This window comes from Halomicrococcus pelagicus, assembly GCF_050954125.1.
This window is the reverse complement of sequence record NZ_JBPBWC010000009.1, coordinates 102,067-123,560: the sequence shown is the minus strand read 5'-3', so window position 1 is coordinate 123,560 and position 21,494 is coordinate 102,067. Positions and strand designations below refer to the sequence as shown.

Here is a 21,494-nt window from a genome sequence, read left to right as displayed (position 1 = left end):
TCGGTCGGCGCGTTCGTGGTTACGTGCTCGTCGCCGGCATCGTGGTAGGGAGTGCAGTATTTGTCTCTTCAGTCGTCGTGGATGTCGCGGTCGAACCTAAGAAAGGAGAGGAACTGCCAGTCTGCGTCGTAGTCATCGTCGAGGGTGGAATTGTTGTGTCAGTGAACGTGGTCGTAGTTGTTCCGGCGGTCTGCCTCGCCGTCGTCCCGTTCAGCGAATTCGTTGCTCCGGTGGTCGTACTGTCAGTCGTCGACGTGGTCGTGGTGGTCGACGGCGGCGAGGTCGTAGTAGTTGTCGGAGACGGTGAAGTTGGCGTGGTCGTCGTGGTCGTCGTCGTTGACGTTGTCGTCGTGGTCGTCGTGGTCGTCGTCGTTGACGTTGTCGTCGTGGTCGTCGTCGTTGACGTTGTCGTCGTGGTCGGTGGCGAGGTCGTGGTCGTCGTGGTCGGTGACGAGGTCGTGGTCGTCGTGGTCGGAGACGGTGAAGTTGGCGTGGTCGTTGTGGTCGGCGGACTGGTGGTGGTGTCAGGCGTGGTCGATGTATCGGGTGACGTCGAACTGTCCGGCGGTTGTGTCGTCTCCGTTGGAGATGCCGTCTCTTCGGCCGGTGTGGTCGAGGTCTCTCCACCGGGCGACGACGTTGGTTGGCCCGTCGTCGGGCCGGGGTCAGTTGTCGGCTGTTCGGGGCCGCCGTCGCCGTCGAATCCGCCGAGTCCGATGCCGGGATCGAGGAACGCGAAGCCTATTCCGGCGACGAACAGCAGAATACCGGCGACGACCAGCAGTTTCTGTATCGAGTCAGGACCTGGTTCAATTGACATGTTATTGACGTATCGTTGGAGCGTTTCGGCGTACGAGCCGACCGGTGCTGGAAAGTCAGAGAGCGCTCGAAGCACTTCACAAACCCCGAGCGCCCCAGTCACGAACGCAAAGAAGAGGTAGATACCGAGCCCCAGCGGTGGGACCACGACAAGCGAGAACGGAATGCTGACGCCGGCGACGACGACGTGCAAGTCGACCAACCGAGAGAGGGCGAAGATAGGTACCGCGGCCAGTGCCGTCGTCGCGGCGATGCGGCCCAGACGAGCGTCCGAAAGAGGGTCGAAACCGACCCGTCGCGCGCTCCAGAGATGCAACAGAAACATTGAGCCGTAGCCGACACTCGTTGCTATTGCCGCGCCGTGCATCCCGTATCGGGGGATGAGCAGGGCATTCAACCCGAAGTTGATACCTGCCGCAGTGCCGGTAGCGATGATGGGAGACTTCAGGTCGCCCTTCCCCTGGCTGATGGCAAGGATGGGCCGGGCAACGGCGAATCCGAGCGCGCCCGGCAGTAGAAGAATGAGCGGCGTCACTGCTGGCATGAACTCGACACCGAGATACACAGGGACGGCGATGTCCGCCAGCGCGGCCAGCCCGAGCGCCATCACGCCCGTCAGCAAGAACGTGTACCGGGTCGTGCGAGCCGTAAGTTTCGATATCTTCTCCGTCTGGTCGTTCGACCACAGCTCCGACGTAGAGTGGACGAACACCGTCTGGAGTGCCAGCGGAACGAACCAGAGGAACTCCGCCAGCTCCAGCGCGCCACGGTAATAGCCGACCTGTTTGCTGGCATCCTCCAACGAGAGCTGGAGCATCAGAATGTCTATCTTGTATAGCGACATCAGGAAGAGGATAAGGACGATGGACAGCGAGTTGAACGTCAACATCTGGCGGCGGGGAAACCGCGAGGGTGTCGACTCGAAGATGTGGCCGAACGACCCCTGCCGGCTAACGAGTACGAAACCGACGATAGCCACGGAGGCGCCTGCGGCTATCTTCCCCGCGAGCGCGCCGGCGACGCCGAAGTCGAAGTAGACAAGTGGGATAGCGATACTAACGAATGCCACTTTCTGGACGACCTTCAGCGGCTCAGAATAGCGTTCGAGACCAAATCCCATTAGCGTCTTACGGGCGTACTCCCGAAACTGGTCAGTCACCACGAGCACCGCGAGGATGTAGAAGTATACCTCGAACTGCTCACCAAGCGTTTTGGCAACAAGACCACTCCACGCCGCTAGCGCCAGCAGCGCCGACCCTGCGATTGCCAGTGCCAGCGCTAGCCGGAAGTAGAATCCGACGACATGAGACTCCCAGTCTGGTATCGCACGATTCTCCGCAATAAATTTCCTGACGCCGTCGCTCACGCCAGAGCTAATGAGAATCATGAACAACGAGAACACCGAGAGGACAGTGGTGTAGATGCCGATATCCGTCGGTCCCAGTAGCCGATAAAGGATGGGCGTCGTCAGGATACCGATGACCAGTGTGAGGACCTTTGTGCTGGCGACCGAAAGGACCCCACTCAGAATGCTACGCTGCACTGGATCACCACCATCAACCTGCGGGGCTCTCGTTGGGGCGACACTCACTCCCCAGTTGTCACCAGGTAGGCTTTATTATACACTGGCTAGAAGGGGCGGCAGAACTTTGCAACAGCGGCTGAATGCCCAGACAATGAGGCGCTGGAGTCGTTATCTCCAATGTCAACTACCCACCCTACTCGATCACGGCTGAAACCGCTCGTTTGGATAAGAGTAGGCCTTAGCCGTTGATAATTGTATATAATTATTAATGATAGAGTGGGCTTTTGTGTTCCGATAGGACAGGACCAGCTGACGGCCTAGAATCGACGGTTCAGTACAATTCAAGCGCTTCAGCATAGAGGTGGGCAATGTCGACGCAGACTCGCTCCCACGTGAACTGCGCGGCGTGGGCCTCAATGGCGTCGCGGTCCCAGTCCTCGTTGAGCGCCCTGACGATGGCGTCCGCGAGATCGGTGTGGTCTTCTGGACTATCCACGAGGAAACCGTACTTCTCGGAGGTAACAACCTCCTCGCTACCTCCGTTGTACGTCGAGACGACCGGTGATCCGCAAGCCATCGCCTCTAGCTGGACAAGGCCAAAACTCTCGCTGTAGCTTGGCAGGACGAATGCATCGCAGGCACTCAGCCAGTGTTTGAGATCGTCTGTGTCGACATACCCGAGTAGGTGGACGCTGTCTTCGAGCCCCATCTTCTCAATCTGTTCCTCCAACTGGCCACGCATGCCGCCATGGCCGCCGATAGCGCAGGTCACGTCGCCCTCGCGCTCAATGACGTCCGGGAGTACGTCAATGAGGTGGTGGAACCCCTTACGTTCCTTGAGATGGCCGAGCGCGAACAGGAGGTTCTCATCAGGATCGACACCGAGTTCCACCCTGGCTTCGTGCTTCGGGACACGCCGAATGCGGTCCGTGCTGAACCCGTTGGGAATATAGTAGACATCGTCATTGAACTCCGTTAGAGCGGCGTTGTCGCGGCGATTAACCCGGATAATGGCGTCGGCGTCTCGCCAAGTGTCGTCTATCTTGCCGTTGCTCGATTCTAGCTGGTCGACGAACAGTTCGCGGTTCTCGTGGACTGTGAGCAGGAATGGAACATCAAGTTCATGCTTGAGGACGCTGCCGACGTAGCCGGCGGTCCAGGTCATATGGCAATGTATTAAGTCGAATTCGACGGGAAGGTCCTCGACGACCTTCTTCGCCCGTCGGGCGTGCTGGTCGCCGAGGAACCGCCGATGGAGGTCGAGTGGGAGATAGAGTAGCGGCGTACTGACGACAGTGACGTTGTCGGGTTTATTTTCGCGATTTATTTTTGCACTCCGACTAAACGGCTTGGCGTAGTCGATGGGGAGATACTCAGAGATGTCGGCGAACCGGTTGTAGCGGACAAGCACGTACACCTCCTCAAAGTAGTCGGCGAGCACGTCTACCTGCCCTTTGACAAAGTGATTGTAGCTATGGGAGACAATGAGCAAATTCCGGTCCGAAAGCGCCTCTAGGTCGTGGTCCCGTGGCACGTTCCCGAAGTCCAGAGGATCGTCGGCCCGGGTTCGCGTGTCGCTCGACATACCGAACTGTTGGCAACCGGTGGTGTTTATTATCGGGTGTATAACGTCGCAGCCGCGACCCCGCCCGAGCCGTGCCCTCACCGGTTGTTGCGCCGATTGGCCGATTTCTGCCCCGACGCACAGGGGCGATCAGAGTTCCGGAAGCGACCGCCTGACAGCGGCAGTGTGGCGCTTACCGAGACCTTACACGGCTTATAATTACTCTATCAAGGGACGACGGTAGTTGCATGTCAGGGGGTGACTTGCCCCCAACGTGACGGCGAACACAGCATGAACACAGACGAACTCCTCACTGTCGGCATCACTCTGTGTGGCGTCTTCGCACTCGGAACCGCCGCATCGACGCTCGGGACGTAGGTGTCGACCGACTTGGATGGGGTTGTCGACACCGTCGCCAATGATTATGTGTTCGTGGCCGCCATCGCCGTCGTCAATCTAGTGGTCGCAACCGCCGCATTGGTCACCAAGCGTGGGAGCAACGTCGAACAAGCGACGATGCCGGCGCCGGAAGAACCAGCTAAGCGACCACCTCCGCCTGCTTCCAGCCATCCTCGGCGTCCTCATTCTTGGGGCCGCACTGGCACCCGTCAGGGGAACCAGCTCCCGTGAACTGGTCCGTGCCGGGTCCGGACTGGTCTACTTCTCGACGCTGGTCTCCGCCATATTCCAGGCCGTCACACTCGAGGGACTACTGCTCGCCGGCGCGGCGGCCATCGTCGCGTGGGACGCCGGAGAACACGCCGTCTCCGTGGGCAACCATCTAGGACGACAATCCGGAACGACTGAGGTCGAGGTCGTCCACGTCGCCGGCTCGGTCGGCGTCGCGGTCCTCGCGATTGCGGCAGCCCGAGTCGCAGTCGGTGTCGGTATCTCAGGGCTGTCACATACGGCGCTGGTGCTCGTGCTCGTCGCTGCCCTCCTGTTTCTGATCACGCTACATGAGTGATGCACCGTTGCGAGTTCGAAACTCCGCTTCCGAAGTCGACGTGACGGTGTCGGCCGGCGACCGTCAGCGAACACCGTCTCGAGTGCTGGACTCGAGGGCTCAGGCCTCCGTCGCTTAGGAAGTCGATAATAAAGGACCGAAGGGACGGACGTATACACAAAAATGGCCCCGACTGTGAGCGTCATCGTACCGACGTACAACCGAGCAGACGCGTTGCCGCGGACTATCGAGAGCGTCCTCAGCCAGACCTTGGAAGACCTGGAACTCATCGTGGTTGACGACGCCTCGCAGGACGATACGCCTGCAGTAGTAGCGTCCTATGACGACGACCGCGTCCAGTTCATCCAGCACGACGAAAACCAGGGGGCGAGCGCCGCACGCAACACCGGCATTGAACGCGCTAAGGGGGAGTACGTGGCGTTTCTCGACTCCGACGACGTCTGGCTCCCAACAAAACTCGAAAAGCAAGTACTGACACTGGAGATGCGGTCGGACGACTGGATCGCCGCCTACTGCGAGGCCGAGACGGTTCATCCGGACGGCCAGCATCCTCTAGTAAAGTGGGTGACCGAACTGATTTCCCGGCGTAACGAGACCGAAGGTGCAGAGGGCGGAGAGGAACTTATCGGCCCCGTCCTCAGCGACGATCTTCATACCAGCGCCGGGTCGACCCTGCTGGTCAAGCGCGAGGTCGCCGAACGAATCGGCGGGTTCGATGAATCGTTCGACCGCTTCCAGGATCCCGAGTTCCTCATACGCGTCCTTCAGGAGGGGAAACTCGCCTGTGTCGACGAACCGCTACTGTTGCGATACGAGACGGGCGAACCGTCGGCCGACGCGGTCCGCGAGGCCGACGAGCACTTCCGCCGGACGTTCGCCGACACGATCGAGCGTCTGGAACATCAAGGCATCGACGTGGTGGGTGCACATCACTACATCCTAGCGCGACGTTACATTGACGAGGGCCAGTTCCGGACAGGTCTGCGCTACTTACGGTCGGCACGACCGCCCACACCCCGGCAGTACCCTGGACTACTGCTGAACATCTACTCCGGTATCCGTACACGACTCGGGTGACACGTGGAATACGCATACTACTACCTCGGGCTCTCGATAGGGGCGACACTGCTATTCGGATGTACGGTGCTGAACATCGGACCGCTAGCTGCGCTATCGCCGGCCACCTCGACCGGTGTGATCATCGCCGCATTCACCGCACTGACGATTGTCTACACCCTGCTCGTCAGTTCTTGACACGGGAGTGACTAACAAAATATTCGTTATAATTTCTCCAATCAGATAGCCGACGTTTACGTTCGTTCATACCATCCAATCGCCAGACGTAAACGGGTTGCAACAGATCGAAACAGCCCGCGAGAATCTCCCCCGTTTAAGATGGCCGCATGTCTGGGCACTGGTGGAAGTCATGAGCGCCACCACCGAAACCCTCTCCGAAGACACCTCCGAACTGTCTTCCCAGGAAACACCGACCGAACTATCGAAGGACAAAATATTCCACATCCTCCAGACCCAGCGCCGGCGCGACGCGCTCCGCTACCTCAAGGACAACGACGGACCCGTCGAGATGCGGGCACTGGCCGAACAAGTGGCGGCATGGGAGAACGACACGACAGTGGCGGCGTTGGCGTCCGACGAGCGCCAGCGCGTGTACATCGCTCTCTACCAGTCCCACCTCCCGAAACTCGACAAAGAGGGCATCATCGACTACAACCAGAGCCGGGGTATGGTTGAGCGCGGGTCGCTTGCCGACCAGTTCGACCCCTATCTCGAAACCCGTAACGACGATAATTCTAAAGCTGACGACGATGCCGATGAACGGTGGCTCCGCTACTATCACTGGGCCACAGCAGCCAGCGCAGGAACGCTCGCCGGGACGTGGCTAGGCCTGCCGCTCGTCGGAAGTCTCACCAGTTCCGCTCTCGGCGCGCTTGTCGTCTGTGTATACGCCGCGATCGCAACCGTCCAGCTCACAAGTCATTGACATCCTCCCAGCCCTGAAGGGCGAGGATTCTCGACCGCCATTGGATATTGTGGTTTATGACGTAACCTGTTCTCGCAGCGCGAAGCATCTGCTCTCTGAATCAAATATACACATCAACTAGCTATTTATTATATCTTCAACCACAGGTAATATTTGGAGATACATTCTGCCAATATTCTTAGCGCCGTTCACATCGTTGAGAGAAACAGTTTAACCAATCGTTTCGGCTGTTTTTCAAGCGGTTAACGGCTGGATAATAATAGTGGTACCCTGAGAAGCCTGGCCTGTAATGTCGATGGACGTAACCGGCTCACACGAAACTGAGGACAGCGCAATGGCAGACACGCAGTGTCGCAACTGTGATTCATTCGTGACACCCCAGTTCGCTCGCGTGTTCGGCAACAATCGCAACGAAGTATATGGGTGTTTCGAGTGCATGACCGCCACCGAGGTCAAAAAGGGCCGGGCCAACAATCCCGAAGAAGCCGAACGTGCCCGAGAAGAACTGCGTCGGTGAGCCGGTAACCTTCTTTCACCATCACCGAGCTCCAAAGCACTATTGACATCCTCCTCCACCTGAATGCGGAGGAATCCCGACCGCGTTTGGAATATTAGGGTTTGAGTCCACCACCTGTTCCTGCGGTTGGAATCCGCAGGACAAGTCGTGCAGGTAGACTCCGGGCTGTGCCAACCAGCCGGTACTCCTATCTCCGCCCGAATCGGGCGCAGACTCAGAGTTACGTTCGTTCACGTCGAGACGGATGTTCTCCGCCCCGTTCACGTCGGCGTTGAACGCCGCACCACAATCCTCACAGATATACAGACCACGCTCAACACGTTGCCCGTCATCTTCTCTACCACAAGCGCAACGCATCTTCGATATGTCTCGCTCGGACACTTCTACGACTTGGATACCCTCGACTTTCGCTTTGTATTCGAGAATCGACGTGAAGCGGTCGAACGCCCAGCCGTGCAAGTCGAGGTTGCCGTGCCATCCCCAGTTCTTCGACTCTCCGTTCTCACGGACGCCGCTTAACTCTCCGACATTGATGCGACCAACGCCACGCTCGACACACCGTTGGACGATGTGTTTGGCAAGAGAGTGGGAAAAAGTGTGTTCGGCGCTCTGACCACTTGTGGTGAAGTCGCGTGGCCCGTTCGCCGCCCGAGTCGTCACATTTGGCGATTTCCTTCGGGAAGTAGTACCCGTCCCGTTTGAGGCGATTACCAGGGTACAGGTCGGCCTGCTCGGTGCTGTATGCAACGGCGGCGAAGTTGCAGATACCGAGGTCGATTCCCGCTGTTTCGTCGCCGGGTGCGTCAGGTGTCTCGATTTCGTCTTTGCAGACGAGGTGCAGTTCCCACCGCTCGTTCGCCTTGTCGTAGACGGCTCGAACTTGTTGCAGGTTCTCGACCGTGACGCCGGGGCAAGTTTCGTATTCAACAACGATGTACTCCCACGATCTCGGGTGTTCCTTGTGATTTGCGCCCTTTGAGATCCTGATTCGGTTATTCTTGGTGTCGTGGCGGATGCCGTTTTGTTTCCACGTCACCGTGCTACGCGGGTGTTCTTCGTGAACGCAGTTGCCATCTTGGTCGTAGTAGTTGCGTTTGCGGTAGCCGGGTGGATTCGCTCGACTGTCAGTTTTCCTCTTTTCGTACCACGAGTTGAAGGCTTCAGCGAGTTCCTCCAGAACGCGCTAACTGGACTGACTGTGCAGTCCCTTGTATTTGAGTGACCTTTCAACTCGTCTTTGAGATCGCCGTGGTCGGGAATCTCGCCCGTTTCCTCCCAGACATGGCGGGAGTGGTAGTTGGCGACGTTCCAGAGTTTGCTGGCACTCCACCCATGCCGGTTGAGCGAGTCCTCTACCTGACTATGGTTGAGGATTTTCGCTCGATGAGTGCGGTGGACTTCCACCATCGTGAAACGTCTGTATAATAACCCCAGTGGTAGTGTCGCTGATCCGCAGTACAGCGTGTGCCGGACCCTCGACGTGCCAACGCAGATAGGTGCTCGCTACTTGTCCCGCGAGACGGTCTCATTAGGCATTGTCGTCGCATCCTCCGACAGCGTCACTCCTGGATAAAGGCTGGTGTCGATGCCTGTCTTTGCGCCATCGCCGACGACAGCGCCGAATTTCCTGCGGCCGGTCGAAATGCGCTCGCCCTTAACCGTATGTTTGACGTCTCCACCGTCGTGGCGGAGGTTGGCGACGTTTGTCCCAGCACCGAAGTTCACGTCGCGCCCGAGGACGCTGTCGCCGACGTACGAGAGGTGGCCGACCGTTGCGCCCGGCGAGAGGACACTGTTTTTCACTTCAACGCTGTGACCGACCTTCCCGCCCTCGTCGACGAGAGTCGCGCCGCGGATGTAGGCGTTCGGACCGACGGTCGCGCCCGACCGAATAAGGGCAGGTCCCTCAACGACGACGCCCGATTCAACGGTCGCACCCTCCTCGATAACGACATCCCCCTTGACGGTGGCGTCCTCGCTCACGTCGCCCCGGAGGTCCCGGTCCAGTTCCGCGATCTTCCACTCATTGGCCTCAAGCAATTCCCAGGGGCGACCCACGTCGAGCCAGCGATCTATCTCGATGGAGGTCACGTCAAACTCGTCGACGACGCGCTCGACAACGTCCGTAATCTCGTACTCGCCGCGCTCGCTCTCGGAGACATCAAGCCACTCGCTGGCACGTTCCGGAAAGACGTATGCTCCGGTGTTGGCGAGGTCGGTCGGCGGATTGGCAGGCTTCTCGACGATGCCGGTCACTTGATCGCCGTCGGTCGAGAGGACGCCATAGTTCCGCGGATCTTCAACCTGATAGGAGCCGATGCTGGGGGCGGCGTCGAACAGTCGGCTGACCGCGTCGGTGTCGTAGAGGTTGTCCCCGTTTAGGACGGCGAACGGACCATCGATATGTTCGCGAGCGGCTCGAACGGCGTCAGCGGTGCCACGCTGGCGCTCCTGGACCGCATACTCCACCGGGATGCCGGCGTACTCCTGGCCGAAATATTCCCGGACGGTGTCGGCCTCGTAGCCGACGACCAGGACGAGTTCGTCCGCACCAGCCTCGACGGCGGCGCGGGCAGTGTGTGCGACTAGGGGCTCTTCGGCGACTGGCAACATAGGCTTGGGACACGACTCGGACAGCGGTCGCATCCTAGTCCCTTGGCCCGCAGCGAGAACGATCGCTTGCATGGCCTCTACTTCCGGCAGGGGACGTATTATTATTCACGGGCTAACGGTCAGCGGTTGGAGAGACTAATGCAGTAAGGCCATCACATCGCGAGAATCGATGTCAGAAAACACGGTGACGGCATCGAATTCGGGACTCAGAATCGGGGCAAATCATCGCTGGTGTGGGGCAAGTTCTGGAACGAATTCGACCATTTGTGGGCCAGCAAGTACGACCAGCTACTTGGGTTATCGTAAGTACCTCCGAACGCCATGTACTCCAGGCCAGCCCCAATGGTTCCTCGACTCCAGTCTCTAGAGGGTGAGCAAGCGCTGACCCACTCCCCTATTGGTAAGACAATAGGACAGTAAGAGTTCAGGGTACGGGGCAGCGATATTAACGATCTTGTAGAGAGCAGAACTATCTGGAACTGTATTCCGGCTTTAAGTTGGAGCCGCACCGACCAATGATCAACATGAACGCAGCTGAAACGAGTATGTCCGACGCGAGGCGCCGCCAGCAGCCTGTCTCCGATATGGTGGACACCTTCGTCAATCTCTCCGTCGACGACGACCTCCAAATAACGGTCTGCGGCGTGACGATAGACTGTCACGTTCACCACATTGACCGCACCGACAGTCGGTTCACGCTGCTACTCGCGACGTTCGCCGACGACTACCTCCGCGTCGAGACCCAGAGGGTCAACGGCTGGCTCGATCCACAGGTCGACCGCCTCAAGCCGGTCGCCGAAGAACGCCAACCGCTCGGCGAACTTGACGCTATCAGGCCAGTCTGAGCACAGTTAGAGACCAACAGGAGGAACATTGATGCAAACGGTGGCGGAGGAACTATACAGTACAGACAACGCATTGACATCCTCCCATGGCTGAAGCCGTGGGATGCCTCCGGTAGGGATGTTGGCTACGCCGCACCCACAGAGGCAAGTTTCCCGTCGCCGGTACTCCGGTTTGTGCGCTCCTTGTTGGAACTTACTCTCTCGGGAGAGCGTGGTAACTCCGACCAGTTGTGGTCGTCCCACTTGAGGCGCACAGGCCGTGCCATCGACCCGACTTCCAGACTCGTGCTAGCCTGCTGATCGAGGAACATCCGTGAAGCCCCAAGGTCGGCGTGGCCTTCATAGCCGCACGGACACCGGAACAGGTCACCGTTCCGCTCCGTCGGGTCAGTTTGTGTTCGTCATCCCACCGTCGACGACCAGTGACTCGCCGTTCACGTAGTCGGCCATATCGCTCGCCAAGTAGAGCGCAGCGTCCGCGACGTCCTCCGGTTGCCCGAACCGCCGAGAGGGGATGGTCTGCATGTACCCTTCGCCGGCCTCGGTACCCAGGATGGGGACGTCCTCGGTCGTCATCGCCGTGTCGATGAGACCGGGATGGATGGCATTGACCCGGACGCCCTCCGGGCCCAATTCCGCCGCGAGAGAGTACGTGAGGAGCCTGACCGCGCCCTTCGACGCGCAGTAGGTGACGAACGAGGCCGACCCGGCGAGGCCGGCGACGCTCGACATGTTGATGACGACTCCACCGTCATCCTCGACCATCCGCCTCGCGGCCGCCTGTGCGCCGAAGAAGACGCCCTTGACGTTCACGTCCATCAACCGGTCATAGTCATCCTCAGTGACGTCGAGGAACTCCTGGCTGCGGAAGATGCCGGCGTTGTTCACCATCACGTCGACACCGCCGAGGTCGTCGGCGGCCGCGACCGCCGCCGCCAGGTCATCGGTGTCCGTCACGTCACACTCGACGAACCGCGCCGTCCGATCGGTCTCATCCTCGATTCGGTCGTGCGTCGGGTCGCCGCCCTCACGGGGTTCCTCCTGGAGGTCGGCGACGACCACGTCGGCTCCCTCGTCCGCGTACGCCAGCGCTATCTCGCGTCCGATACCGCTCGCTGCACCCGTTACGACCGCCACCTCGCCTTCGAGCAAGTCCCCTGCCATAGGCTTGCCACGACATATGAACACATAAAACGTCGCGGCGATTCACCGGAACTGGTTCGGACGCGACGGTGTTTGTCCCTGGGCCACCTACTCAACGGGACCACGACGACCGACCATCTTTCTACAAGCAGGGAATCCCGGCCTTTAGGCCGGGAGGGAATGCGACACGATACTGACCAACCGCTACTCAGTGGCCGGGCCGGAATCCAACTCCCGTTGCGCGTGGAGTAGCATCCCGCGCCACGTCAGGCCGTGGCGCTTCTTCGTCGCTTTTAACTGTAATTGAGGGCGCTAAGCCCCCTTCCTCAAGCGTGAGCGAAGCGAGCGGTAGGGAGGGGATACAGCGCCCGCACGGTTCGCAAGCAGTTCTCCGTTGCACTTACTACCCAAGCGGTTGACAGTGGGGAGTACGATACTCACCACGCTTCCGTCGGTGTTCAAGCGCGACACAAAGCGCGCACCGTCGGTTGTGGCCGAGTGTCCATCAGGTAGGAGTGGGACACTCCGAACCACCCGTAAAGGGAAGTCGCCTGCGGAGTCTGGAATCCCTGTGCCTTCGGGTACAAATTCCGACACAGAAACAGGAAGCCCTGTCCGCACCAAGCGAGGGGCGGGTAGCCCCGAGCGCGGTAGGGCAGGGTAGTTCACGCTCTCGTACTGTTCCTCGTCTACCTCGATATTGATGTTCTTCACGTTTCATGGTTTGTGACCGACGGTGATAGGTATGACTAACACTATTGTAACATTGTGTCCGAGACGGTGACGAAGACGCTACAGGCCACGCTCGCAACGCCTACCACGGGCAAAGAGCAACGCCTCCAGCGTCTCTTGGACACCTACCGCAACGCACTCCACGACGCCTTCGACAACAGGGCGGACACAATGTCTACCGTCAACGACGTTGTAACGCCCTACGACCTGCCGTACCAAGCCAAAGACGCGCTCAAGTCCTACGTCCCGAAACTTCGGAAGACGTACAACGCCGAAGAGTTAGACGACGAGCATCCGCTTCGACTCGTCAATCGAGCCGCGAAGTTCGACTACTCGGAGGAGCGCGAACACGGCTTCGTGTGGCAAGCCCCGCAACCCGGTCGCGGGACGAACTTTTGGATTCCACTTCGGATAAATCCCGAACAGGAATCCCTGTGGTTCGACCTGCTCACCGAGGACGTGAAAGCGGGCGAACTGCGCCTACAGCGACACCGCACGTCGTGGGAGTTGCACGTCACCGTCGAGTACCCGGTCGAAGAACCGACAGAACCGGACAACCCGACGTACATCGGTTTCGACGTTGGTGAGAGCGCGTTGATTACGGGCTGTGCCCTCAAACGCGACGTGCCACGGAAACCGATGCTCGTCAGCGGCAGTCGAGCGCGACACCTCCGCAAAGAGATGTTCACGGCCCTCCGGCGGCTACAGTCGAGAGATGCCGCCGAGTGGCGCGTGGATGAACGATTTGACCACTACCAAAACGCCCTGACGGATATTGTCGAGAAAACCTCTCGACAGGCCGTCAAATACGCCCGTTCCTTCGAGAACCCGGTTATCGTCCTCGAAGACCTGTCGTACATCCGTGAGCGGTTGAACTACGGCAAGTTCATGAACCGCCGCCTTCACGCGTGGGCGTTCGCCCGGCTACAGGGCCGAATCGAAGACAAAGCAACCGAGGCGGGTATCCGCGTCGAGTATGTCAACGCGGCGTACACCTCGCAGACGTGCCACACTTGTGGTCGTCTCGGTCGGCGGAGTCAGCAAGCGGAGTTTGTGTGTCCGCACGACGACTGCCACGTATCGGAGTTCCAAGCAGATATTAACGCGGCGGTGAACATCGCCGGTCGCGCTAACCCGTGGGGAGAGAGCGTCCGTTGGGAACCCGGACGCGATGACTCGCCTCGGGATGGGAGCGCCTGTGACAGCGCCACAGTCCACCGAGAGACGAGTCCGAAAACCGGGCAGATGACGCTCACGGCCTATTCGGACTGAAACCTGCCAGATTGGATTCCCCTCGTAGGGGAAGCCCCGCCGTTTACGGCGGGGAGGATGTCACGTCGCACTCGCCCAGTCGAACTACACCGTGGGGACGTGGAGGGGAACGCCGCGACGATAGCGGCAGCCGTCGATCGCTGACGCGTCAGCGGACGCCACGAGCACGAGCATGAGCACGTAGACCGACGAGTACCGGCGACGCGCGGTCAGGACTCAACGTATGTCTGCCGGAGGTACGCGACGACCTGGTCGACGGTCGCTGGGTCGTACGTCCAGAAGCCGTCGTACGTGCTCGGTCCGCGCTGCTCGGCGAGGAGCGCGCACTTAATATCGTCCTCCCCGCCACCGTCGTACGCGAGGAACCAGACGTCGCCGATTTCGTCGTTCGATTCGACGTGCCAGGTGATGCCCGTGTCGTCGGGCGGCGTCCACTCCGGTCGCCCGTAGACGTGGACCGACAGTTGCGGCCGGTTCGCCAGCAACCGGTAGACGGTGATCTGCGTGCGAAACGCCGTCAGCGACTGGAAGCCGACGTGAATCTGGCCCGTCCCGTATCGCCACGCTCGGTCCTCGATCTCCCGCGACGTTGCGAGCAATTGCCGCCGGTTCATCGACCGGAACAGGGTGTCGTCCAGTAGCGCGAGGAACGCCCGGAAGTCGGCCGTGTCGACGTCGGCGGTCCCGGACAGTGAGACGGGCGGCGTCAGGAACGCCCGGAGCGTCGCGATGCCGACGACGGCCCGGAACCCCTCGCGGTCGCGGACGACGACGAAGCCGTCCCCGCCGACGTCGGGTAGCAGTCGGTGCGTGACGGCGACATTCCTGGTGGCGAACCGCTCGGCGAAGTCGTCGTCCGCCGTCGCTGCGTACACGACGAACTGCTTTTCGTCCGCCGCTACCTCGTCTATCTTCGCCTTGAGGAACGGACGGGAGGAACTCATACCTCTCCGTTTCGATAGTCGGTCGTAGAGCGGACATCCCGACCGGTCCGTCGTTCGTACGCCCGTGACCACTGCACCAGTTCGAGCACGCGAACGCGAAGCGCGGAGAGTTCGATGACGGTGTACGCCTCGTCGCACTCCACGAGTCCGGCGTCGACCAGCATCGGCAGGTGAACGTGGTACAGGTCGCGTCGGACCCGTTCGCGCTCCTCCGGCCCTGCCATTCCGCGTCCGGCGGCGTAGAGCCATCCGGTGAGAACGTCCGCGAGTTCGCTCGTCTCGATGGACTCCCGGTCGAGTAGCACGTAGAGCGCGTACCGTCGCGGACGCTCGGAGAGCGCCCGAAACACCTGTTCGTCGATAGAGGTGTCCACTAACACGTCGGGGATTCCATCGGCACCGTTTCGGTCCATTGCCACTCTAGTCGTCAGTATCGGCGCACCGGCCGGTAAGTGTTTTGTTACCAACCACCATCGTCGGAGTCGTACGCCGGCCTCAACCGGTCAACGGAGAGCAGGACGGTCCTCTCGGGACCGATAACGTCGCCACTCGACGGTGGAAGACCCCCGAGAACGGTCGGGGGAACGACGGAGCGACGGCTGGTCGACGAGAACACCGGGGAGAACGAGCGTCGTCTCCGCTCGTATCTATCCGTTGTCGCGAGAATCACTAAAGGCCAGTCGGCGGAGGGGAGGGTGCCGTGACGAGCGCCGAAACCGGTCTCTCTCTCTCCGGGGGTCGCCGCCCAGTTCCTGGTCGACCGCCACCGACGGCGACGGTCGGGAAGCGAACGACCCGTCCGCGAACACCCGAACCGTTGCGGCTTCGGGTTCGACGCGTCGACCTACCGCCGGTCCCGGAACCGCTCCGCGGCGTCGGCGACGCGACCGCCGAGCGTCAGTCCGACCGCCAGTCCGACCAGCGCCAGCGCGCTCCACAGCGCCAGCGCCGAGGAGAGATACTCCGCCGCTCCCGGCAGTCGGGGGCGGTCTCCGGGGGCGCCCCGGCCGTCGCCGGGCGGTCCGTCGACCTCGGCGGCGGCGACGCCGAGTTGCTTGACGCCGGGACGCTCCGTCGTCGTGACGTACCGCTCGAGCCACGCGTCCAGCGACCGGCCGGCCACGTCGGCGACGATGCGCTCGAAGTCGGCGTAGCTCATCGCCCCCTTCTGGCGGTTCATCCGGTCGAACACGTCGCGCAGGTCGCGGTCGCCGTCGGTCGCCTGTCGAATCCGGCGGTCCAGCGCCCAGAGGACGAGCGGTCCGCGGTAGTACGGCACCTCGTGGCTCGACCACGTCGACGGCTTCGAGAGGGTCGCGTCCGCGAACGCCTTGCCTCGCAGCGTCCGCGCGACCGTCGCGCGCTCGACCCGTCCCTGTCGCATCGAGGCGTTGGCGGCGAAGTAGCCGGCGCTGGCCTCGCGGAACCACTGCATCCGCGTCTCCAGGGAGAACGACTGGCGCGTGTGGACGTACTCGTGCACCCAGAGATTCGACGGGTCCGAGAGTTCGGCGTCTTCGTGGACCCAGAACTCGTCCGTCTTCGCGGCGGCGAACCCACCCCGCCGGATGGGGTCCGGCAGGACGAACGCCAGCACGTCGTCGGGTGACTCACCCGGGAGCCGCCGGCTGGCTGCCGCGAGCGCGTCGAGCGCCTCGGGGGGTTTCGTCGCTGGCGTCGCGTTCGCCGCGACGACCACGCGGAACCGCTGGCCGTCCGCGCGTCGGGTGTACTCCTCGTACTGGCCGACGTAGAGGAACGACCCGCCGAGGACGCCCGCTTCGACGAACTCGACGCGCTTCGGGTACGACTCCCGCTGGAGCGGTCGGCGATAGCGCCACTCGCTGCCGTCCGCCGGCAGCCACGCCACCGCGAGCTTCGGCGTCGGCACGAGCGTCCACGCGTCAGTGGCGGCGTACTCGCTTCCTTCGGAGTCGCCGCTCCCCGCGGCGGCGTCGACGCTCGTCTCGACCGTCATCGACGGCGACGCCGTCTCGCCGTCCCAGCGGTAGCCCGAGTCGCCGTCCTCCGTCTCGTCCGCGACGAACCCCTCGGTGGACACCACGTTTCCAGTGTAGTCGAGTACCCAGAACGACCGCGCTTCCGCCGGCGCGTCGAACGAGAGGTGGAGACGGACCGTCTCGAGGTCGTCGCCGCGTTCGACCGTGACGTTCACGCTCGGCGGCGACGCGGCCGACTGCGACTGGAGCGACGCTGCCGAATCCGGTCGCGCAGCCGGAGCGGCGTCCGTTCGCGCCGTCGCCGCCGCCACGGGCGCGAACGCGGTCGCGACGACGAGGAGCGCGACCAGCAACGAGACCGTCGGTTGGGAAACCCATCCCCCGGGGCGCGTCATCGACTCGGGCGACGACTCCCGACGGGTTTGTTATACGACGCCTGCGGCGCCGTTGGGGCGGTCGTACGGCCGGTCCGTCGGCGAATAGGGCAACGCCAGTTCCACGTGACCGCGGACGGGTCGGCGCCCCACCCCGCCGCAGGTCGCGCTCGTTCGCCAGCGGAGGCGGCGAAAACCGCGCATCGGGATGACCCCCACACTCAAGGCTCTCGGGAGAAAATACACCCAAACAATGTCATCAAATAACCTCGCGTCGGTCGTCCTCCGGGCCGGACGGAAGGCGCTCGCTACCCCGCCCGCGAGCACCGCCATCCGCCGTCTCGGCCTGCAGTCGACGCTCTCGCGGGCGTACTGGTGGCTGAACTACCGTGCCGCCGGCGGCACCCACGAACGACGGGTCGGGGACGTCGAGGTCGCGTTCCGCGCCGACTCGGCCGACGAGTTCCGCCACTACCAGACGCTCGTCGACGAACGGCCGGTGCTCGCGGATCTGCTCGGTCGCCTCAAGCCCGACGACACGGTCTTCGACGTGGGCGCGTACGTCGGCACCTACACCTGCTTCGCGGCCGCGGCGCTCCCCGACGGCCAGGTCGTCGCCTTCGAACCGCGCGAGGAGAAAGCCGCTCGCGTCGAGGCGAACCTCGCGCACAATGGGGCGACCGCGGACGTGCGCCGCGAAGCGCTGACGGACGAGAGTGGCGAGGGCGCGATGGCGACCGACGGCGTCGCCCAGCTTTCGACCGACGGCACCGAATCGGTGACGATGCGCCGGGGCGACGCGCTGGTCGAAGCCGGTGAGGTACTGCCGCCGAACGTCATTAAGGTGGACGTCGAGGGTGCGGAGGTGGACGCTCTCCGCGGACTCGCGGCGACGCTCGCACGACCGGCGTGCCGGCTGGTCTACTGCGAGGTGCATCCGACGTTGCTCGACGAGTACGGCGCGAGCGAGGCCGACGTGCGCGAGATGCTGAACGACTGCGGTTTCGCGGTCGAGACGATACACGACCGGGGCGAGGAGTACTTCCTGCGCGCGGCGAAGTAGACGTAAGACGCGAAGTGGAAGGGGACCAACAGGCGGTGACCGTTGGTGCGACCAATCAGCGTAATTACCTGAAATAGGCACTAAGGGCCCCTTCCTCAACGAACGAGCGAAGCGAGTGAGTAGGGACGGGATACAGCGCCGCACACTTGTTCATACATGCTGCACTGGCTGGCCCACAGGCCCACCGCATCCTACTGGAGTCTTTATAGAGTGTTGTGTGTATCATACGTGTGGCAACGCGCAAGAACATCACCGTCCGCGACGACCAAGAGGAGTGGATTCAGGACAACCACCTGAATCTCTCCTGATTCGTCCAAGACAAGTTGGACAAACTCATCGAAGAACGTTCTGAATGATCTACAGCTACAGGTATCGTCTCCGACCGTCCGACGCGCTCGAAGAACGGTTAGCAGAGACTGTCGATACCTGTAGGCAGGTCTACAACCACTTCCTTCACCACTTGAATCGGAACGATGACACCTCGTCGTATTCCGAACAGAAGCGACTCCCCGACCTCAAGAAGTGGTGGAACTACTTGAAACACGTTCACTCGAAGGTGCTACAGAAGGTCGTCCAGCGGGTGTACGATAACCTCACGACGCTCCGTGGCCGCAAAGAGAACAGCCACCGCGTCGGGACACTCAAGTGGAAAGGACAAGGCGAGTACCGTTCGTTCACCTATAGTCAATCCGGCTTCGAGCTCAAGAACACGAGTGGTCGGACCAAACTGTGGCTCTCGAAAATCGGTGAGATACCCTTGGCATTCCACCGGGACCTCCCGAACGGCGCCAAGATAAAGACCGTCACGGTCAAACGCGAGGCGACCGGCAAGTGGTACGCCATCCTCGGCGTCGAAACTCCCGACGGCCCGCCCGAGAAGCCGGAGACGCCCAAGCGGTGCGTCGGTATCGACGTTGGTATACTCACGTACGCCCACGACACCGATGGCACCGCCGTAGGGTCGCTCGACCTCTCGGACGAACGCGAGCGGTTGGAACGCGCCCAACGCGACCTTTCACGGAAGGAACACGGGTCGAACAACTGGAAGGAACAGCGGCGCGTCGTGGCCGAACGTCACGCCGACCTGAAGAACAAGCGCCGTGACTTCCTCCACAAGTTGTCGAACCATTACGCCCGAGAGTACGACCTTGTGGCGGTCGAAGACTTGGACGCCGCCGAGTTGCTCGAACTGCCGGGCAACTCACGGAACCGCGCCGGCGCGGCGTGGGGAACGTTCCTGCGGATGTTGGAATACAAGTGCGAGCGCGAGGGGACGCATTTCGTGGCGGTCAACCCGAGAGGAACGACCAAGGAGTGCGCGGCGTGCAGCGTCGAGACGGACAAACCGTTGTGGGTCCGCGAACACTCTTGCCCGTCGTGCGGGTTCACCGCCGATAGGGACCGGAACGCGGCATGGAACATTCTTTCTCGCGGCATCAAGCGATTAGGAGCTGGACGCTCCGAATCACCGCCTGTGGAGACTGCGCTCGCTGTGGATACCTCAGTATTTGCAAAGCGCGTCGTAGAAACAGGAAGCCCCACTCGCAAGCGCGAGCCGTCAGGCGAGCGGTAGGGTGGGGTAGTTCACTTGGGCGTCTTCTGCAAGAGGCCTTGCTTGTCGAGGTCCGACGGCGTGACGACGTCGACGTTCTTCTTCTTGATGTAGTTCAGAATCGTCTTGAAGTCCTTCATCGGAATGCCGTTCTTGCCGCCGATCCGGTGGAACAGCAGCGGCGTCAGCTGCTTGTATTGAGCGGCCGCGTCGATCCGTTGCTTGACCGTTCGCATGCTCGTCTGGCTCTTCTGGTGGGCGTACATGCGGGAGACGAGCGTGTCTTTCGTGATTAGCGGGAGTGCGTTCGGTGACGCGCCCCAGCTGAATGTGAGGTCGAACATGTCCTGGGCGAGTTTGAACGTCGTCGGGCCGACGACGTTCTTCGGGACGGCCATGTACTTGTGACCGTCGAATCCAGCATCCCGCAGGTAGTTCTTCGACTGCTGCATCAGTTGCTTCTGTTTCTGCTTCGAATATCCTGGCATCGGCTTGGCCTGGGCGTTCGGGTGGCAGATCACGTCCCAGCCGTTTTTCTTGCTCATCTGGTGCAGCTGCTCGTAGGACATGAAGTCGCCGTTGCCGATGGCGTCCGTGATAACTGCGGCAACGCCAGGGAAGTCGTATTCCGGCTTCTTCATCAGCTGATACGCCTTCTGGTACTGCGACGACAGTCCATCGTCGAACGTCAGCATCACTTTGCCCTTCTTGGGCTGTTTGACGGTCTGCAGATCATCGACGAGGAACTTGATGCGGTTGGAGGATTTCTGGTCGCGCGGCCGGCCAATGATGCGGATTTTGTAAATACTCGAGAGATCAAAGTTATTCGGATTCGTCACACCCGTCGTTCCGAGGTTCACGCGAACCCAGGTATCCTTTGGACCGACGAGCGTCCGCTTCATCTCCATCGTACGCTTGCCAATGTCGATGAGGCGAACAGATATCTTCGAGTACCGGTGTGATTTGCACTTGAACGCGAGTGAGAGGCTCTTGTTGCTAAAGTCAGCGAGGTTGTTGTTCTTGCCGAACTGGGCGGCAGCGGCCTCGATCTTCCCCTCGTTCGTCTTCTTCCCGCCCGTAACGAAGGCGGCCTGCGAGCCGGTGTAGGCGTTCTTGCTCTTCTTGAGCGTCCCCATCTGGTCAAGAGCGGACCAGCGGCTGAGGTCCTCAAAGTCCGCGAACGCCTGCGACCCGTTCGAGTTGGAGGAGGTCGTCTTGTTGTTTGTGGTTCCGTCACCACCGTCGTTGGTTGTGGTCGTCTTCGTCTGAGACGTGGTTCCGGAGGGCGTGTTGGTCGAGTTATCGCCACTTATTGCGGAACATCCCGCAAGGCCGGTCGCACCGACAGTAGCGAGGAACGTACGTCGAGTCTGTTTACTCATCGCTACCTCATCAAAACAGACACGGGTATTTTCTTATATGGCGCTTAAGCGAACTGTGACGTGGATTATACGACTGTGAACATCGTTCACCAGATACCGTTCACAACGTTTCCGACGGCTCAGAACCTGAAATACAACTCGACTAGGTATCAGTAATTAATGTTCCCCATCAAGATGGCCGAGTTGATGGCGTCAGACAGACGAAATTGGAAGAAAACA

17 protein-coding genes and 2 pseudogenes are annotated in these 21,494 nt (G+C 61.0%); 9 read left to right on the top strand and 10 right to left on the bottom strand.

Annotation, left to right across the window (positions count from 1 at the left end; genetic code table 11):
- Positions 1 to 19: 19 nt before the first annotated feature.
- Positions 20 to 2,362: a flippase gene (locus ACRYA2_RS16520; RefSeq protein ID WP_433630474.1), complete on the bottom strand. Its 2,343-nt coding sequence runs from the start codon at positions 2,360 to 2,362 to the stop codon at positions 20 to 22.
- Between the two features lie 313 nt (positions 2,363 to 2,675).
- Complete coding sequence (locus ACRYA2_RS16515; protein WP_433630471.1) at positions 2,676 to 3,929, bottom strand: glycosyltransferase; 1,254 nt, start codon at positions 3,927 to 3,929, stop codon at positions 2,676 to 2,678.
- Positions 3,930 to 4,398: 469 nt separating this feature from the next.
- Here ACRYA2_RS16515 and ACRYA2_RS16510 point away from each other — a divergent pair, with 469 nt between their 5' ends.
- The 5 genes from ACRYA2_RS16510 (at position 4,399) to ACRYA2_RS16490 (ending at position 7,394) form a co-directional block, all read left to right on the top strand.
- A complete protein-coding gene (locus ACRYA2_RS16510) occupies positions 4,399 to 4,875 on the top strand; it encodes a DUF7519 family protein (RefSeq protein WP_433630469.1) in 477 nt (158 codons plus the stop codon).
- Between the two features lie 162 nt (positions 4,876 to 5,037).
- The gene (locus ACRYA2_RS16505) at positions 5,038 to 5,952 is read left to right on the top strand and encodes a glycosyltransferase family 2 protein (RefSeq protein WP_433630466.1); all 915 of its coding nucleotides are present in this window, start codon (positions 5,038 to 5,040) and stop codon (positions 5,950 to 5,952) included.
- Between the two features lie 3 nt (positions 5,953 to 5,955).
- Positions 5,956 to 6,129 carry a hypothetical protein gene (locus ACRYA2_RS16500; RefSeq protein WP_433630464.1) on the top strand — a complete coding sequence of 58 codons (174 nt, stop codon included), beginning with the start codon at positions 5,956 to 5,958 and terminating at the stop codon, positions 6,127 to 6,129.
- 172 nt (positions 6,130 to 6,301) lie between these two features.
- Positions 6,302 to 6,877 (top strand): DUF7344 domain-containing protein, encoded by a 576-nt coding sequence (locus ACRYA2_RS16495; RefSeq protein ID WP_433630462.1) that lies wholly within the window; start codon positions 6,302 to 6,304, stop codon positions 6,875 to 6,877.
- Between the two features lie 289 nt (positions 6,878 to 7,166).
- Complete coding sequence (locus ACRYA2_RS16490; protein ID WP_433630460.1) at positions 7,167 to 7,394, top strand: DUF7563 family protein; 228 nt, start codon at positions 7,167 to 7,169, stop codon at positions 7,392 to 7,394.
- Between the two features lie 39 nt (positions 7,395 to 7,433).
- Here the strand turns inward: ACRYA2_RS16490 and ACRYA2_RS16485 are convergent.
- Together ACRYA2_RS16485 and glmU are read right to left on the bottom strand one after the other, a co-directional pair.
- Positions 7,434 to 8,801, bottom strand: a pseudogene (locus tag ACRYA2_RS16485) (RNA-guided endonuclease InsQ/TnpB family protein).
- 96 nt (positions 8,802 to 8,897) lie between these two features.
- Positions 8,898 to 10,079, bottom strand: coding sequence for a bifunctional sugar-1-phosphate nucleotidylyltransferase/acetyltransferase (gene glmU, locus ACRYA2_RS16480; protein ID WP_433630458.1), 1,182 nt, complete (start codon positions 10,077 to 10,079; stop codon positions 8,898 to 8,900).
- Between the two features lie 473 nt (positions 10,080 to 10,552).
- On the opposite strand from glmU, the gene ACRYA2_RS16475 reads away from it, so the two are divergent.
- Positions 10,553 to 10,852, top strand: coding sequence for a hypothetical protein (locus ACRYA2_RS16475; protein ID WP_433630455.1), 300 nt, complete (start codon positions 10,553 to 10,555; stop codon positions 10,850 to 10,852).
- Positions 10,853 to 10,977: 125 nt separating this feature from the next.
- Here the strand turns inward: ACRYA2_RS16475 and ACRYA2_RS16470 are convergent.
- Positions 10,978 to 11,247, bottom strand: a pseudogene (locus ACRYA2_RS16470) (transposase family protein); the annotation flags it as partial.
- Entirely contained in the window at positions 11,240 to 12,016 is a 777-nt protein-coding gene (locus ACRYA2_RS16465; protein ID WP_433630453.1) for an SDR family oxidoreductase, read from the bottom strand. The gene ACRYA2_RS16465 and the pseudogene ACRYA2_RS16470, both read right to left, overlap by 8 nt.
- Positions 12,017 to 12,763: 747 nt before the next feature.
- Between ACRYA2_RS16465 and ACRYA2_RS16460 the strand changes: the two genes are divergently transcribed.
- Positions 12,764 to 13,999, top strand: coding sequence for an RNA-guided endonuclease TnpB family protein (locus ACRYA2_RS16460; RefSeq protein ID WP_433630450.1), 1,236 nt, complete (start codon positions 12,764 to 12,766; stop codon positions 13,997 to 13,999).
- Positions 14,000 to 14,208: 209 nt separating this feature from the next.
- On the opposite strand, the gene ACRYA2_RS16455 is transcribed toward ACRYA2_RS16460, so the two are convergent.
- The 3 genes from ACRYA2_RS16455 to ACRYA2_RS16445 all read right to left on the bottom strand — a co-directional run bounded on the left by ACRYA2_RS16455 (position 14,209) and on the right by ACRYA2_RS16445 (position 17,299).
- Positions 14,209 to 14,943, bottom strand: a complete 735-nt coding sequence (locus ACRYA2_RS16455) for a DICT sensory domain-containing protein (protein WP_433630449.1) — start codon at positions 14,941 to 14,943, stop codon at positions 14,209 to 14,211.
- Entirely contained in the window at positions 14,940 to 15,356 is a 417-nt protein-coding gene (locus ACRYA2_RS16450; RefSeq protein WP_433630446.1) for a DUF7344 domain-containing protein, read from the bottom strand. The genes ACRYA2_RS16455 and ACRYA2_RS16450 overlap by 4 nt, the downstream gene beginning before the upstream one ends.
- 431 nt (positions 15,357 to 15,787) lie before the next feature.
- A complete protein-coding gene (locus tag ACRYA2_RS16445) occupies positions 15,788 to 17,299 on the bottom strand; it encodes a M1 aminopeptidase family protein (protein WP_433630443.1) in 1,512 nt (503 codons plus the stop codon).
- Positions 17,300 to 17,531: 232 nt separating this feature from the next.
- Between ACRYA2_RS16445 and ACRYA2_RS16440 the strand changes: the two genes are divergently transcribed.
- Both ACRYA2_RS16440 and ACRYA2_RS16435 read left to right on the top strand, forming a co-directional pair.
- The gene (locus ACRYA2_RS16440; protein WP_433630440.1) at positions 17,532 to 18,341 is read left to right on the top strand and encodes an FkbM family methyltransferase; all 810 of its coding nucleotides are present in this window, start codon (positions 17,532 to 17,534) and stop codon (positions 18,339 to 18,341) included.
- A 352-nt stretch (positions 18,342 to 18,693) separates the two neighbouring features.
- Positions 18,694 to 19,914: an RNA-guided endonuclease InsQ/TnpB family protein gene (locus tag ACRYA2_RS16435; protein ID WP_433630437.1), complete on the top strand. Its 1,221-nt coding sequence runs from the start codon at positions 18,694 to 18,696 to the stop codon at positions 19,912 to 19,914.
- An 11-nt stretch (positions 19,915 to 19,925) separates the two neighbouring features.
- On the opposite strand, the gene ACRYA2_RS16430 is transcribed toward ACRYA2_RS16435, so the two are convergent.
- On the bottom strand, positions 19,926 to 21,275 hold the full coding sequence (locus ACRYA2_RS16430) for a polysaccharide deacetylase family protein (RefSeq protein ID WP_433630435.1): 1,350 nt from the start codon (positions 21,273 to 21,275) through the stop codon (positions 19,926 to 19,928).
- Positions 21,276 to 21,494: the final 219 nt, after the last annotated feature.